At 41.1% G+C, this 13,242-nt stretch carries 13 protein-coding genes and 4 pseudogenes; 14 read left to right on the top strand and 3 right to left on the bottom strand.

Features of this window, described 5'->3' with window-relative positions; genetic code table 11:
• Nucleotides 1–52 precede the first annotated feature (52 nt).
• The 6 genes and pseudogenes from OE749_RS17735 to OE749_RS17710 all read left to right on the top strand — a co-directional run bounded on the left by OE749_RS17735 (nucleotide 53) and on the right by OE749_RS17710 (nucleotide 4,382).
• Entirely contained in the window at nucleotides 53–535 is a 483-nt protein-coding gene (locus OE749_RS17735) for a YajQ family cyclic di-GMP-binding protein (protein ID WP_263713829.1), read from the top strand.
• Nucleotides 535–1,908, top strand: a complete 1,374-nt coding sequence (mnmE, locus tag OE749_RS17730) for a tRNA uridine-5-carboxymethylaminomethyl(34) synthesis GTPase MnmE (protein ID WP_263713871.1) — start codon at nucleotides 535–537, stop codon at nucleotides 1,906–1,908. Before OE749_RS17735 ends, mnmE begins: the two co-directional genes overlap by 1 nt.
• Before the next feature lie 149 nt (nucleotides 1,909–2,057).
• Nucleotides 2,058–2,879 (top strand): site-specific integrase, encoded by an 822-nt coding sequence (locus tag OE749_RS17725; protein ID WP_263713828.1) that lies wholly within the window; start codon nucleotides 2,058–2,060, stop codon nucleotides 2,877–2,879.
• Between the two features lie 91 nt (nucleotides 2,880–2,970).
• Nucleotides 2,971–3,090, top strand: a pseudogene (locus tag OE749_RS17720) (helix-turn-helix domain-containing protein); the annotation flags it as partial.
• Between the two features lie 156 nt (nucleotides 3,091–3,246).
• A complete protein-coding gene (locus OE749_RS17715; protein ID WP_263713827.1) occupies nucleotides 3,247–3,828 on the top strand; it encodes a ComF family protein in 582 nt (193 codons plus the stop codon).
• The gene (locus OE749_RS17710) at nucleotides 3,828–4,382 is read left to right on the top strand and encodes a hypothetical protein (protein WP_263713826.1); all 555 of its coding nucleotides are present in this window, start codon (nucleotides 3,828–3,830) and stop codon (nucleotides 4,380–4,382) included. Before OE749_RS17715 ends, OE749_RS17710 begins: the two co-directional genes overlap by 1 nt.
• 48 nt (nucleotides 4,383–4,430) lie before the next feature.
• Here OE749_RS17710 and OE749_RS17705 read toward each other — a convergent pair.
• Nucleotides 4,431–4,757 (bottom strand): annotated as a pseudogene (locus tag OE749_RS17705) (integrase core domain-containing protein); the annotation flags it as partial.
• Nucleotides 4,758–4,830: 73 nt separating this feature from the next.
• On the opposite strand from OE749_RS17705, the pseudogene OE749_RS17700 reads away from it, so the two are divergent.
• Nucleotides 4,831–5,940 (top strand): annotated as a pseudogene (locus OE749_RS17700) (IS3 family transposase).
• A gap of 215 nt (nucleotides 5,941–6,155) precedes the next feature.
• On the opposite strand, the pseudogene OE749_RS18630 reads toward OE749_RS17700, so the two are convergent.
• A pseudogene (locus tag OE749_RS18630) lies at nucleotides 6,156–6,302 on the bottom strand (IS3 family transposase); the annotation flags it as partial.
• A gap of 353 nt (nucleotides 6,303–6,655) precedes the next feature.
• Between OE749_RS18630 and OE749_RS17690 the strand changes: the two are divergent.
• Together OE749_RS17690 and OE749_RS17685 are read left to right on the top strand one after the other, a co-directional pair.
• Nucleotides 6,656–7,327, top strand: coding sequence for a hypothetical protein (locus tag OE749_RS17690; RefSeq protein WP_263713824.1), 672 nt, complete (start codon nucleotides 6,656–6,658; stop codon nucleotides 7,325–7,327).
• Between the two features lie 13 nt (nucleotides 7,328–7,340).
• Nucleotides 7,341–8,435 carry an XRE family transcriptional regulator gene (locus tag OE749_RS17685; RefSeq protein ID WP_263713823.1) on the top strand — a complete coding sequence of 365 codons (1,095 nt, stop codon included), beginning with the start codon at nucleotides 7,341–7,343 and terminating at the stop codon, nucleotides 8,433–8,435.
• A gap of 39 nt (nucleotides 8,436–8,474) precedes the next feature.
• Here the strand turns inward: OE749_RS17685 and OE749_RS17680 are convergent.
• Nucleotides 8,475–9,625 (bottom strand): IS3 family transposase gene (locus OE749_RS17680; RefSeq protein ID WP_263713822.1). Its coding sequence is split into 2 segments (ribosomal slippage): nucleotides 8,475–9,388 and nucleotides 9,388–9,625, totalling 1,152 coding nucleotides; the frame shifts between segments, so codons are not numbered across the junction.
• Nucleotides 9,626–9,694: 69 nt separating this feature from the next.
• Here OE749_RS17680 and OE749_RS17675 point away from each other — a divergent pair.
• From OE749_RS17675 to OE749_RS17655, 5 genes are all read left to right on the top strand, one after another.
• Nucleotides 9,695–10,195 (top strand): hypothetical protein, encoded by a 501-nt coding sequence (locus tag OE749_RS17675; protein ID WP_263713821.1) that lies wholly within the window; start codon nucleotides 9,695–9,697, stop codon nucleotides 10,193–10,195.
• Between the two features lie 174 nt (nucleotides 10,196–10,369).
• Entirely contained in the window at nucleotides 10,370–10,780 is a 411-nt protein-coding gene (locus tag OE749_RS17670) for a helix-turn-helix domain-containing protein (RefSeq protein WP_263713820.1), read from the top strand.
• Between the two features lie 172 nt (nucleotides 10,781–10,952).
• Nucleotides 10,953–11,399 (top strand): flavodoxin domain-containing protein, encoded by a 447-nt coding sequence (locus tag OE749_RS17665; RefSeq protein ID WP_263713819.1) that lies wholly within the window; start codon nucleotides 10,953–10,955, stop codon nucleotides 11,397–11,399.
• On the top strand, nucleotides 11,400–12,041 hold the full coding sequence (locus OE749_RS17660) for a DnaT-like ssDNA-binding domain-containing protein (RefSeq protein WP_263713818.1): 642 nt from the start codon (nucleotides 11,400–11,402) through the stop codon (nucleotides 12,039–12,041).
• Nucleotides 12,042–12,049: 8 nt separating this feature from the next.
• Nucleotides 12,050–12,880 carry an ATP-binding protein gene (locus OE749_RS17655; protein ID WP_263713817.1) on the top strand — a complete coding sequence of 277 codons (831 nt, stop codon included), beginning with the start codon at nucleotides 12,050–12,052 and terminating at the stop codon, nucleotides 12,878–12,880.
• Nucleotides 12,881–13,242 lie beyond the last annotated feature (362 nt).

Genomic DNA, 13,242 nt, shown 5'->3' with positions numbered 1-13,242 from the left:
CTGATACAATAGCACTCAATTATTTAAAAACACATTTAATAGGAATGCACCCATGCCCTCATTTGATATCGTTTCTGAAATAGACATGGTTGAAGTAAAAAATGCAGTAGACAATGCGAATCGTGAGCTCTCCACACGCTTCGATTTCCGAGGTATTGAAGCCACATTCGAATTCGCCGATGGCGTTGTGGTCATGAAGGCCGAAGCCGACTTTCAACTTAAGCAAATGATCGACATCTTAAGAAGCAACTGTGTAAAACGCAGTGTTGATACAGCAGCCATGGACAGAAGTGATGTTGAGCACTCAGGTAAAACCGTCAAGCAGCGCATTGAGTTCCAGGAGGGTATCGATCAACCTACAGCAAAAAAACTGACCAAACTCATTAAAGACGCCAAACTGAAAGTGCAAACTTCTATACAAGGAGAGCAGCTTCGCGTAACAGGTAAAAAGCGAGATGACTTGCAATCAGTCATGTCACTCGTACGTGAGGCCGATTTAGGTCAACCTTTCCAATTCAACAACTTCAGAGATTAATCACGGTGGAAGTACAAAACGATACCATCGTTGCTCAAGCAACGGCATCAGGCAAAGGTGGAGTAGGAATAGTACGGGTTTCAGGTCATCAAGCCAAACACGTTGCAAAAGCCATTTTAGGCCGTATTCCTAATCCCCGTACAGCAGAGTATCTGCCGTTTAATAATAGCGACGGTGAGACCCTAGACCAAGGTATTGCATTGTATTTCCAAGGGCCGAACTCTTTCACTGGCGAAGATGTGCTTGAACTTCAAGGTCATGGTGGCCAAGTGGTCATAGACATGCTCATAAAAGAGATTCTGACGCTTCCAAACATCAGAATGGCCAACCCAGGTGAGTTTAGTGAGCGTGCGTTTCTAAATGATAAGTTAGATCTCGCGCAGGCTGAAGCCATCGCCGATCTCATCGAAGCCAGCTCTGAACAGGCAGCAAAAAGTGCCATGCGTTCTCTACAAGGGGATTTTTCAAAACAAATCCAGCAACTGGTTGAAAAAGTCATTCATCTAAGAATGTATGTAGAAGCCGCTATTGATTTTCCAGAAGAAGAAATTGACTTTCTTAGTGATGGCAAAGTAGCAGGCGATTTAGACGATATCATCCAACATGTAGACACCGTAAAAAACAAGGCGAAACAAGGCACTCTGTTACGTGAGGGCATGCAAGTAGTCATTGCAGGCAAACCCAATGCCGGTAAATCTAGTTTACTCAATGCCCTAGCCGGTCGAGATGCCGCTATCGTTACAGAAATTGCAGGCACCACGCGAGATGTATTGAAAGAGCATATTCACATAGATGGCATGCCGCTTCATATCATCGATACTGCAGGATTGCGCGACAGTACCGACAAAGTTGAACAAATTGGTATTGAACGCGCATGGCAAGAAATTCGTCAAGCAGACCGTATTTTGTTTGTGGTAGACAGTACAGAAACTGACGCATCAGATCCCCATAAAGTATGGCCTGAATTCATGCAGCAAGTACCGCCACACATTGGCGTGACGTTAGTGAGAAATAAAGCCGACCTGTCATTGGAAGAGCCAGGCTTCTCCGAAAACAATGGAATGCCAGTCTATCGCATTTCAGCGAGTGAAAAAGCAGGCATTGATGCACTCGCGCAACATCTCAAAGACTGTATGGGCTACCAATCCAATTCAGAAGGCCAATTTATTGCCAGACGACGCCACATTGACGCGATAAATCGCGCTTGTGAACACCTCGCGTTAGGTAAACAACAACTTCACGAAAATTTAGCGGGAGAATTACTGGCAGAGGAACTTCGTCTCACTCAACATCATCTAAACGAGATTATTGGTGAATTTTCATCTGACGATTTACTCGGGCGTATTTTCTCTTCATTCTGTATTGGTAAATAATTAAAGAAAACAACACCCAAACAAAGGAAAGAAAGATTAAAATAACTAATATTATCAATAAATTAGTTTTATTTTTTACTTTCCTTCTTTTCTTTTAACAGCTAAATATTCTCCACGATGTGCCCACTAGTAGGCCAGTTGGAGACTGCATGAAAATTACCATAGAAAAAAAGTCGCCTGACGCTCAAGGTCGTCAGGCACTAATGTTAACTAGAAATTTTGGCTCGGTTATTGACGAATCAGGCAAGCGCAAGAAAAAACGTAGACGACAAAGTCTTGATCTATTTGTTTATCAAAACCCAAAAGATAAAAATCAGAGAGAGCACAACAAAAGTGTGAACTCTTTAGCCGAAAACATTAGAGCGAAAGCTCTTGTTGACTACGCAAACAATAAGCATTGTTTCGAAGATTTAGAGAAGCAAAAAGCAAGTTTCTTCGAATTTATGGAAGGCATTATTGTTGAAAAACACAAAACAGATAGTGCTTCAAATTACTCAATTTGGGTATCTTCCTTAATACACCTTAGACGCTTTCATCCATTGCCAGAGCTAAATTTTGAAGATATAGATGCCGAACTATTAAACGGTTTTAAACAATATTTACAATCCTCTGCAAAAACAAAGTCAGACACCCTGTTATCAAGCAATACGGCAAGTAGTTACTTTAATAAGATTAGGGCCGCTCTAAACCTAGCCTATCAGCAAGGGATAATCAGACGAAACCCAGTGCAAGAAGTGAAGAGTATTAAAATCATCCAAAATAAGCGCAACTACCTTACTGATGAAGAACTCAAACGCCTGGTAAACGCAGAGTGCAGATATGATGTGTTAAAAAGAGCATTTATATTTAGCTGCCTGACTGGAATTCGTTGGAGCGATATTCAAAAATTCACCTGGGTTGATTTGTGTAAACTGGATGATGGCTACAGAATAGTATTTAATCATAAAAAGACTAAGCCCGAATTCAGATAATAAGTGCACCACTCATGGTTAATGGGGAAGTGGACACGATCAACTGCCTGTTGGTGGTATTCTAAAGTCGCCAAACAATTAGAGTATTACCATGAGTTACAAGCAGTTGATCGAAGGGCAAAGATACCAGATAGAGGCCTACTTACGCGAGGGTTTCAGTTACCGGGAAATTGGAAAGCGGCTGAGTGTTAGCCACAGCACGATAAGCCGTTCCGGCTTTGCCGGAAAATCACAAATCCATAGCTTAATAATGACTATCCGGCTAATTAAAAAGTAATAAAAATACTATTTTTCTACTTTCCTCTTGTTAATTTAACAAACCATCACTAAATATGACTAAGTAAAATGAATTTAAAGGTTTAAAAATATGGAAGTTAACATTCAAGTAATACATGGAAGCTGGGATCTAGGTTATTCATTAGATAAGCATGTTATTCAAAGTATTTATCTAGGCGAGAACCAATGGGGCCACCCAGAATTTGACACAACAAGATCAGAAGTTGGAGAAGCCCTTTTTCAATTAAAGTACCGTTCAAACTTTCAACAAATATCGCCTATTGCTAATCAAATGAGTTCCTCTCTAGCAAGATATTTTTCTAGTGCAGGCCTAATAATACCTATGCCGCCTTCTAAACAACGTACTAGGCAACCAGTCGTAGAAGTTGCCAGACAAGTTGCTCAAAATATGGGAATTCCATGCCTTGAGAACCTATTACAGAAGGTACAAAATACACCTCAAATAAAAGACATTGAAGACAGAGATGAAAAAGTTCAAACATTAATAGAAGCATTTTCCGTGAATGACGTGCTTAATAATGGACAATATGATGTACTAATTATTGATGATCTCTATGATACTGGTTCCTCACTTGAGGCAGCTACACAAGTCCTTCGAAGTTACAATAAAATAAGAAATATATACGTTGCGACCGCTACGAGGAAACATTAATGCATAAAGTATTTATTTCAGGTTCAATGAGAATCAAAAATATTAATCAAGATGTACTAGCCAGGATAGACAACATCATCAACTCTGGATTTCACGTTTTAGTTGGAGATGCTGATGGGGTAGATACCTCAATACAAACATATTTACTGGAAAAGCACGCTAATTCTGTGCTGGTTTACTGTGCAGGTGATCAACCGAGAAATAATATAGGAAAGTGGAAGACAAATAACATAGCAACGAATCACTCCAAAGGAACCCGAGCATTTTTTACTGCTAAAGATTTAAAAATGGCCGAAGATTGTGATTATGGGCTGATGATATGGGATACTAAAAGTACAGGTACATTAAGTAATGCAATAGAACTCCTCAAAAGAGGTAAGAAATCTCTGGTTTTCATTAATAAAGAAAAGAAGTTTCTTAAAGTTAAGACAGTTAATGATCTAGAAACTTTAATTTCCTATATGAGTGAAACAGCACTAACAAAAGCAGATAAGAAAATAAGCCTTATGTCATCTATTGAATCATTTAAAAATGAACAAAGCAGTTTATTTTAATTGTATTGATGAATCGCACCGGTAAATTCGGAGGCGGATTTGTTTGAGTTATGCTGCCGCATCTTTACCTAATTGTCGATAATAGTTTTCCTCATATTCAACCGGTGGTATATCTCCGATAGGCTCTAGCAGGCGCCTGTTGTTGAACCAATCAACCCAACCTAGTGTGGCTAGCTCAACTTGATCTAGTCCTTTCCAAGGGCCATCTTTGTGGATGACTTCTGTTTTGTATAGGCCATTTATGGTTTCGGCCAAAGCGTTGTCATAAGAATCTCCAACACTGCCGACAGAGGCGTTGAAGCCAGCCTCTGAAAGGCGCTCAGAGTAGCGAATTGAAACATATTGGCTACCGCGATCGCTGTGATGGATAACGCCTTTTTGTCAGCTTCCCCTAATATGAAACAGACTTAATTGGAGTTTTCTGCAATGATTAATGCAGGAGACAACAATGAAAAAATCACGTTTTACCGAATCACAGATCATCGGCATTCTGAAAGAATGCCGATTCTGGAATGAAAGTAGATGATGTGTGCCGAACACATGGGATAAGTAGCTCAACGTATTACAACTGGAAGTCCAAGTACGGTGGTATGGAAGCGTCTGATGTTAAGCGACTAAAAGAGCTTGAAGAAGAAAATGCCAAGCTGAAAAAGATGTATGCCGATGTCAGCCTGGAAAACCATGCGATTAAGGAGCTCTTTGCAAAAAAGGGCTGGTGACAGCAGAGAAGCGCGATTGCGCCAAACTACTTGTTGAGTCCGGATTGAGCATATTAAAAGCCTGTCTGTTTGTTGGGATTGGCCGCTCAACCTTCTACCGACCCAAACGAGACTGGCGCAAAGCAGATTCTGCTGTCATTGATGCGATTAATGCAGAGTTAAAGAAGTCGCCTAGAGCAGGCTTCTGGAAATGTTTTGGGCGCATGCGCTTCAAAGGCTTCACATTCAACCACAAGCGTGTGTATCGCGTTTACTGTCAGATGGGCCTGAACCTGAAACGCAGAGCCAAGCGCGTACTGCCTAAACGCATCGCACAGCCGTTAGATGTGCTCAAACAAGTGAACCATCAGTGGGCCTTGGATTTTATGCATGACACGCTGTACTGCGGTAAGCGGTTTCGAACACTTAATATTGTTGACGAAGGTACGCGAGAATGTCTTGCTATCGAAGTGGATACGTCATTGCCGGCAGACCGCGTTGTACGGACATTGGAGCAACTTAAAGCTGAGCGAGGCCTGCCTAATCAGATCCGCGTCGATAACGGTCCGGAGCTGATATCAGCATGTTTAACTGATTGGTGCGAAGAACAAAAGGTAGAATTGGTGTATATCCAACCGGGTAAACCTCAGCAAAACGGCTTTATTGAGAGATTTAACGGTTCATTCAGACGAGAGTTCTTGGATGTATATCTGTTTGAAAGCATCACTCAAGTCAGAGAGATGTCTTGGTTCTGGCGGCTGGATTACAACGAAGAAAGAACGCATGAAAGCTTAGGTAATCTACCACCGGCAGCTTACCGAGCTAAACTGGAAAACTCTAATTTAGAACTGTGTCATTAATGGGGAAGTGGACAGCACAACACGACAAATAGGCTCGACACCATACAACGAGCGATATAAATCAATAAACTGGACTACTTCTGAGGTTTGTGCGCGTGGGTTGCCCCATCGAGCTCCGCTTGAGCAAAAAATGCAGCTGCTTTTTTCAAAATCTCATTGGCTTGTTTAAGCTCTTTGTTTTCCCGCTCTAACTCTTTTATCTTAGCTGCGGCATCACTTGTGACCCCAACCTTCTTACCTGTGTTGACTTCTATTTTGTTAACCCAAGCCCTCAATGTCTCAGGTGTACAACCAATTTTAGATGAAATAGAGACCATCGCAGCCCACCTCGATGAATGTTCATGCTCTGATGTCAAAACCATGCGAACCGCACGCTCGCGTACTTCTGGGGAATAAGTTACTCTTTTGTTCATTGGCTAATTCTCTCAAGATAATTAGCCTCCGACAAACCCGGATTGATTCAGGAGGCCCAACGAGTAGACAGTTAACTCCTGAAGCAAAAGAAATCGACCAACAAGCCAGGTTTACTATATCTAAAGAGCTAGGACATGAGAGAGAGCAGATAACTGTTACTTACCTTGGACGATAAAATTCGGCATGCCGAATTTTGGGTTAATAGTTTCATTTCTTGATTTCCCCTCATTTTTGAGGATAAAATAGGAAGTACGTGTTGCAGCGAATTTACTATTAACCACTATTTTTAAGGTTCATTTATATGAGTAGTTTTATCTCATCCTCAACTAAGACCTCTGAAGCAGCAAAATCCAAACTTGCTGAATTAGGGTTAAGTCGAGAAATTTTGGAGCGTGCCATTCAAGAAGGTTTGTTCCAATTTAAAAAAGTTACAAAATTACACCCTGTTACAGCCGGGGGGTCAAGAGCTTGGGAGGAAGTTAACGCTTCACTCCGGGAGCAACTATTACAAACCCAGGCTGGTTGGAATATGTCACATGAAAAAGGGCTGACGCTAACTTTTAACAAAAGTCTTGGTGTTAATATAGTTGTAACCAGTGGCGATAGGCATACTGGTATAAAGGAAGGTTTTCCTAAAACAAAGAATACAAAAGGTGCTTCTACTCAAAACTATGTAGGCGTCAACTATAGCCTTTTTGGAGACGATGAGGACGTAGTATCAATTTTTCAAGAAAAAATCGATAAAACAGAAACCTGGGTTCTTTTGTACCACATTGATACCGCTTTAAAGCAAGTACGGTTCGAATTGTCACTACCAAGCGGTATGTCCGGATCAAACGGTAAAATAAGAATAGACAGCTGGGAACAGAGAATTATATTTAACCCAGTTCCATTTAACTCAGATGTTACACCGACTGATAAGCCTGAATTCAATGAGGATATTAGTTTTGATGTAACTAAGAAAGTAGAATAAATTTTGAAACATCATGATTAAGCAGTTTAATCCATCTCGGTTAAAGCTCGCTAGAACTAGGCGTCAGCTAACGTTAAAGGCGTTAGCTGAAAAAGTTGGCTTAACCCCTCGGATGGTTTCCGAGTATGAAAAGAAATATTGTGAACACATTCCTCCTGAGCACACAATCAACGCGTTTTCTGATGCTCTTGGATACCCAGAAGATTTCTTTTTTATTTCTGACGATATTGAGGAAGTATCACCTGATACTGTTTCATTTCGTTCGTTAAAAAGCATGAAAGCTGCTCAACAACACGCCGCTATTGGAGCAGGCTCTATAGCATTACTGATCAATAATTACTTTGAAAGCAACTTCAATTTACCTCCAGTAAACATTCCTGACCTCAGAGGATTAAATCCGGAAGCAGCCGCAGAAACATTGCGTGAGTTATGGAAATTAGGGAGTCAAAGTATCAGTAACATGATTCACTTACTTGAACTCCACGGTGTCAGAGTATTTTCCTTGGCAGAAAATACACAGTCAGTTGATGCATTCTCATTTTGGAAAGATGATATTCCATATGTTTTTTTAAATACCCAAAAGTCTGGCGAACGCAGCAGGTTTGATGCTGCACATGAACTTGGCCATCTTATTTTACACCGCCATGGTATTCCTCAAGGGAAAGATTTAGAAGCAGAAGCGGACCAGTTTGCTGCACATTTACTAATGCCAAAAAAAACAGTCCTTGCCCACTCCAACCGTTACCTTTCACTGGAAGATATAATCGGCTTAAAACAAAACTGGAAAGTTTCAGCTATGGCGTTAATCGTACATATGAAAAACGTTGATGGAATTACAGAGTGGCACCATAGGAACCTGATTATTGAGGCAAGTAAAAAAGGCCTTAGATCAAAAGAAATAAACGGTATTGAACGAGAAACGTCGTTATTAATAGGCAAGTTATTGAATTCGTTGAAACAAGAAGGTATTTCAATAAAAGACATTGCAACCCACCTTTCTTTGCCGCTTGAAGAAGTGACTAACTTGCTATTTAAGGTCGGAGTTATTTCTGGCCCAAATAACCCTACCGGCGAAACCAAAAGGCCTAACCTTAGATTAGTAAAATAAACGTATGGAAAAATTCGGCATTGGTAAGACCCCAGCAATCTAGACATCTTTAAGCTGCTGATAGTACTGTCTTTCATATTCGACTGGAGACAGCCCTCCATTTGTACCATGGTTTCTTCTTGGATTGTAGAAGCCTTCGATGTAATCGAAGATATCCGCACGGGCTTGTTGCCGAGTTGGATAGATTTTTTGTTTCACTCTGTCCTTTTTAAGCAATGAGAAGAAGCTTTCAGCAACAGCATTATCATGGCAATTACCTTTTCTGCTCATACTTGCCTCAAGGTTGTGTTCATTTAGAAAGGAGCGCCAATCACTAGATGTGTATTGAATACCTTGGTCTGAATGAACCAGCACCTTTTTCTTTGGACGTCGACGCCAAACGGCCATAAGTAAGGCGTCGATAACCAAGTCGGCTTTAGGGCTACTCTTCATAGTCCAGCCCACTACTTTGCGAGAAAACAAATCGATGACGACGGTTACGTACAACCAGCCTTCGTATGTGCGAATGTAAGTGAAGTCTGTTACCCAATAGCAGTCGGGTTTATCCACGTCAAACGTCCTATTGAGGGTATTAGGTGCAGCAACGTTGGTCTTACCGCCCTTAAAGCCAGGATGACGTTTATATCCACGTACAGCGTGAATATTAGCTTGACGCATCAAGCGATATACGCGGTTCTTGCCGCAGATTTCACCATCACTTCTAAGGTCAATCGTTATATTGCGATAGCCATAAGTACAGCCGCTCTCAAGCCAAAACTGTTTGATTTTACCCAGTAAGCGGTTATCGTCTTTCGCTTTGGCACTCAACGGTTGTTTGAGCCAGGCATAAAAGCCGCTACGCTCAATATTGAGCACATGACACATGGTTTTAATCGGGTAGCGTGGGAGCAGCTCCCTTACGAACGCGTACTTTTCTTTGACTCCCCTGCAAAGTACACGGCGGCTTCCTTTAATATGTCACGTTCCATCGTTACACGTTTTAACTCAGCTCTTAGTTTGCGTAGTTCTGCTGCCTGATCGTCGTCTTGTTTTCGTTGGCTCGCTGGCTTGTCATATCGTTTGACCCAATCCGACAACGACTTATAGCTCACACCTAATCGCTCCGCGACAGAAGTCAGCGAATGACCTTGTTTAGTAACTTGTTCAACGGCTTGGATTTTAAATTCTTCTGGGTAGCGTTTTCCGCTCATTACAACACCTCATAGTTTATGCAATTATAAAGCTATAAAGTGTCTAGTGCGCTAGGGTCTTACCACGCTTTGTTCCACCCCTGGTTAATTCATCTAAGTAGCATTCAAAATATTTCCCAATTCTTACGCCTTAGAATACAAGAGTTAACTAGTAATTGGAAAATCGACAAGGCTGGAAACCAAGTTGGTTATGCTCTTGACAGGTTTGCGCTTTTAGCCGTAGCTGGAGAATTGGCAACTCGATTTGGGCTTGTTCCCTGGTCTAAAGGAGAGGTTGAGTCCTCAATTTTTCAGGTGGTTGAATCTTGGATTGCAGCAAGAGGGTTTGAAGGCGATGCCGAAGAACAGTTTGTTGTCCGAAAGACACCATTTGCAATTAAGGCATGGAATAGCCGATTAACACTACCAGGAAAAGAACTCGCCCCTGACTTAGCAGGATACTGGAAGTATGAGAATGATGAACTGACTTGGTTCATCACAAGAGATAGTTTTAGAAATGGATTTGGTTTAAAGCAAGCCAGCCCAAGAAAAACACTTGAACTATCAAGCCTTATGGCTAAGAAAGGTTAGTTGCAAACCAATGAAAGTAGTAGAGGCACTTTCAAAGTAAAACCAGCACTATCAGGAGAGCCAAGCAAACAAGAAAGATATTACAAAGTCTTTCCACAACGTATTTGCACAGAGTTATCCCTAACAATAGATTTTCCCCAAAAAGTTTACCAAGCATAAGAGGTTGAATTATATATGGTTTCCCAAATTCCCAATATCCCAAGCTTTTTAGATGAACAAGACGATAGCATTGATAGTTTAATTGGTGACTTGAGCAGTTTAAAAGAGCTCGAGAGCAAACCAGAAACAACGTTCAGTATTCATCAAATCATCCAACATGAATTTAAGAAAATATCTTTAGGTATGAAGAAGGCACTAACCTTTGATGAATGTGTCGAATATACAGGGCTCAGTAAAGACTATTTGTATAAGCTTACCCATGCCAGGCAGATTCCACATTGCAAGCCTAACGGTAAAAAGATCTACTTCCCTCGAGAAGAAATTGATAACTGGCTATTAAGCAATAGAGTAATGACTGAAGACGAAGTACAATCATTCACTAAAGAAAAAGTGGATCATCTAAATAGGAACCTAAGATCCAAGTGATGATCAAGAAAACAAAGTAAAGCAAAAGAAAATCGAAAATTATTTTTAGTTTCCTTTTATTAGATTTTTTTATCCGGTAGCGGGCCGCAAACGGCCCACCAAATAAAACATAAGCTATTGTATAACAAGGAAACTTAACTTTTTGTATCGGTAAATAGGATATATCACGACAATGGCACACTTTGAGATTATTGTAGGTTCTGTTTTAGGTGCGACTGAATACGTTGCTGATGCCGTACTCGAAACACTGGAAAAGTGTGGTATGCAAGGTACGATTCACCTTACCCCAACCTTAGGCGAAATAGATGCAAGCCGTCCATGGATTATTTGTACCTCTACCCATGGCGCAGGCGATTTACCTGATAATATACAACCTTTTGCAGACGCCCTCGCTAACGCATCACTAAATACTACACGCTTTCTCGTGATTGGTTTAGGTGATAGCAGTTACGATACCTATTGTTTTGGTGCTATGAAAATGCAATCACTATGCGAAGCACAAGGCGCAACACTTCTTGCACCACCTTTACATATTGACGTTCTCAATCACCCTATTCCAGAAGAGATCGCTGCGCCTTGGCTTGAAAAACAGATCAGCGCACAATATTTGGAGGCATGATTGAATCAATCTGAGCTCAATGCATTATATCGGCCCATAAGTAACGATGCTCGAGTACTTTATTTACTTGGCCTTCGCCCTTATGCCAAGAAGATTTCAGGCCAGTCTCAGCCATTGAACTACAAGCAGTTAATCGAATTGCTTAATGGTCAAAAGCCCACTTACACACTGGGCAGACAAGTCAATCAACTCATCCAAGAGCTTATTGACGTGGGTTTGTTAGCCGTACCAGACACGCAATCGCTTGATACTAGCTTCAATGGTAAGCAACTATTGTTACCGCTTCTATCTGGCGATCCGAATGACTATACAGCCATGCACATGGACTGGCAGAATATGCATCCAGATTGGGTCCCTACGCCATCTTTATTCGAAGATATTGCTCAGCTAGTCGGTATTATTGATAAACACTATGAGGCCGCTGAATTGGGTGATTTCATTGCATATTGGATGGGGCGGCCCCAAATGCAATTCAGCCAATACCAATGGACTCAGAAGTTTGTTTTTCATATTAAAAATAAACGCCAGTCGGGTGTGGTGAAGCATACAAATATTGCAGGCACGCAGCATTATACGCCACAAGCAGGGTTGGAAGTGGATGACAATGCCAGAAAGCTTGTCGAAAAATATAGCAAAAAATAGAGCGAAATATGAAAAGTATTAATGATCGAATCCGTGAACTTGGTCGCTCCCTCGGTAAACAAGATACCGGTGGCGAATATATCGAATACTCATCACTACGCAAGCAGTATGAAAGACAAGCCAATGCTGATGTCAGGAAGCTTCAAGCAGAAACCAAACATAAGCGGATTGAGGCGATTCACGGCCGCTCCGATCTCAACCCGAAATGGACCTTTGCCAATCTAATAGAAGACAGCACCGATGTAATCGAAGCCGTGAGTATCGCACGCTCATTTATTGCTGCACACGAAGATGTAGCATGGCGTCAAGCAGGCTCACACATGATGATCTTTTACGGTGATTATGGGCGTGGAAAATCTCACATTGCCGGTGCCATTGCGCATGAATTAATAGAACAGTACGAGATATCTGTTTTATACCGCCAATTGTCTAGCTTGCTGGAAATGCGTTTTTTCTCTTACGATTACAATGCTCAAGACAATATTGGCGAAAAATTCAGAGAAGTAAATCAAGAATTACTCGATGTCGATCTGCTGATTTTAGACGAGGTATGCGTCAATGAGAGCATGTTAAAGAAAAACGCACAAAGCTGGTTGGGTAATTTACTCAGGCAACGATTAGTCAATAAAAAGAACTGCATTCTTATCACGAATCATAATCTTCAAGAACTTGAAATAGCATTAGGTCGCTACTGTTTTGAATCGATCAAAGAGTATGACACCTATAAAGTAAAGTTTTCAGGCCCAAGTCGGCGCAAGGAAATTATCACTCCAGAGACAGCACAAACTGCGTCTCTCGCTTCCAATACTAGCGGATACAAGCCCAATCAGGTTAAATAATACCTGTCTAGAGCCAGCTCACAGCTTAGTGTAGCTGGCTACCATTTCTCCCTCTTCTCTTTTCACTATTTTAGATTTAAAAAGTTTTACACAGCCTATCTTCCAATCCGTTTTGATCGTTCCGATCTGCGATATAGAGGGGATCTAATCGCAATATACGATCATTAGATCACATTTTACCCACAGTTAGATCACTTATTGTTAGTTACTGTGGATAAAGATCGGGATATCATCTTCGAAAGCACTGATCTCAACAATGAATAAGTTTTCCAAATATTGAACTGTGGATAAAATGCCATTTTGATCCCAGCTTATACGCGATCTGATCAGAGACTACCCACAGGATAGATCATTCTTTAAAG

This window comes from Fluctibacter corallii, from assembly GCF_025751585.1.
GTDB lineage: Bacteria > Pseudomonadota > Gammaproteobacteria > Enterobacterales > Alteromonadaceae > Fluctibacter_A > Fluctibacter_A corallii.
The sequence above is the reverse complement of the archived record's forward strand: the minus strand, read 5'-3'. Positions and strand labels throughout refer to the sequence as shown.

Bases quoted from the DNA above. Each gene is read 5' to 3' on its own strand.
- OE749_RS17735 (WP_263713829.1), top strand. From the start codon at position 53: ATGCCCTCATTTGATATCGTTTCTGAAATAGACATGGTTGAAGTAAAA.
- OE749_RS17725 (WP_263713828.1), top strand. From the start codon at position 2,058: ATGAAAATTACCATAGAAAAAAAGTCGCCTGACGCTCAAGGTCGTCAG.
- OE749_RS17715 (WP_263713827.1), top strand. From the start codon at position 3,247: ATGGAAGTTAACATTCAAGTAATACATGGAAGCTGGGATCTAGGTTAT.
- OE749_RS17710 (WP_263713826.1), top strand. From the start codon at position 3,828: ATGCATAAAGTATTTATTTCAGGTTCAATGAGAATCAAAAATATTAAT.
- OE749_RS17690 (WP_263713824.1), top strand. From the start codon at position 6,656: ATGAGTAGTTTTATCTCATCCTCAACTAAGACCTCTGAAGCAGCAAAA.
- OE749_RS17685 (WP_263713823.1), top strand. From the start codon at position 7,341: ATGATTAAGCAGTTTAATCCATCTCGGTTAAAGCTCGCTAGAACTAGG.
- OE749_RS17670 (WP_263713820.1), top strand. From the start codon at position 10,370: ATGGTTTCCCAAATTCCCAATATCCCAAGCTTTTTAGATGAACAAGAC.
- OE749_RS17665 (WP_263713819.1), top strand. From the start codon at position 10,953: ATGGCACACTTTGAGATTATTGTAGGTTCTGTTTTAGGTGCGACTGAA.
- OE749_RS17655 (WP_263713817.1), top strand. From the start codon at position 12,050: ATGAAAAGTATTAATGATCGAATCCGTGAACTTGGTCGCTCCCTCGGT.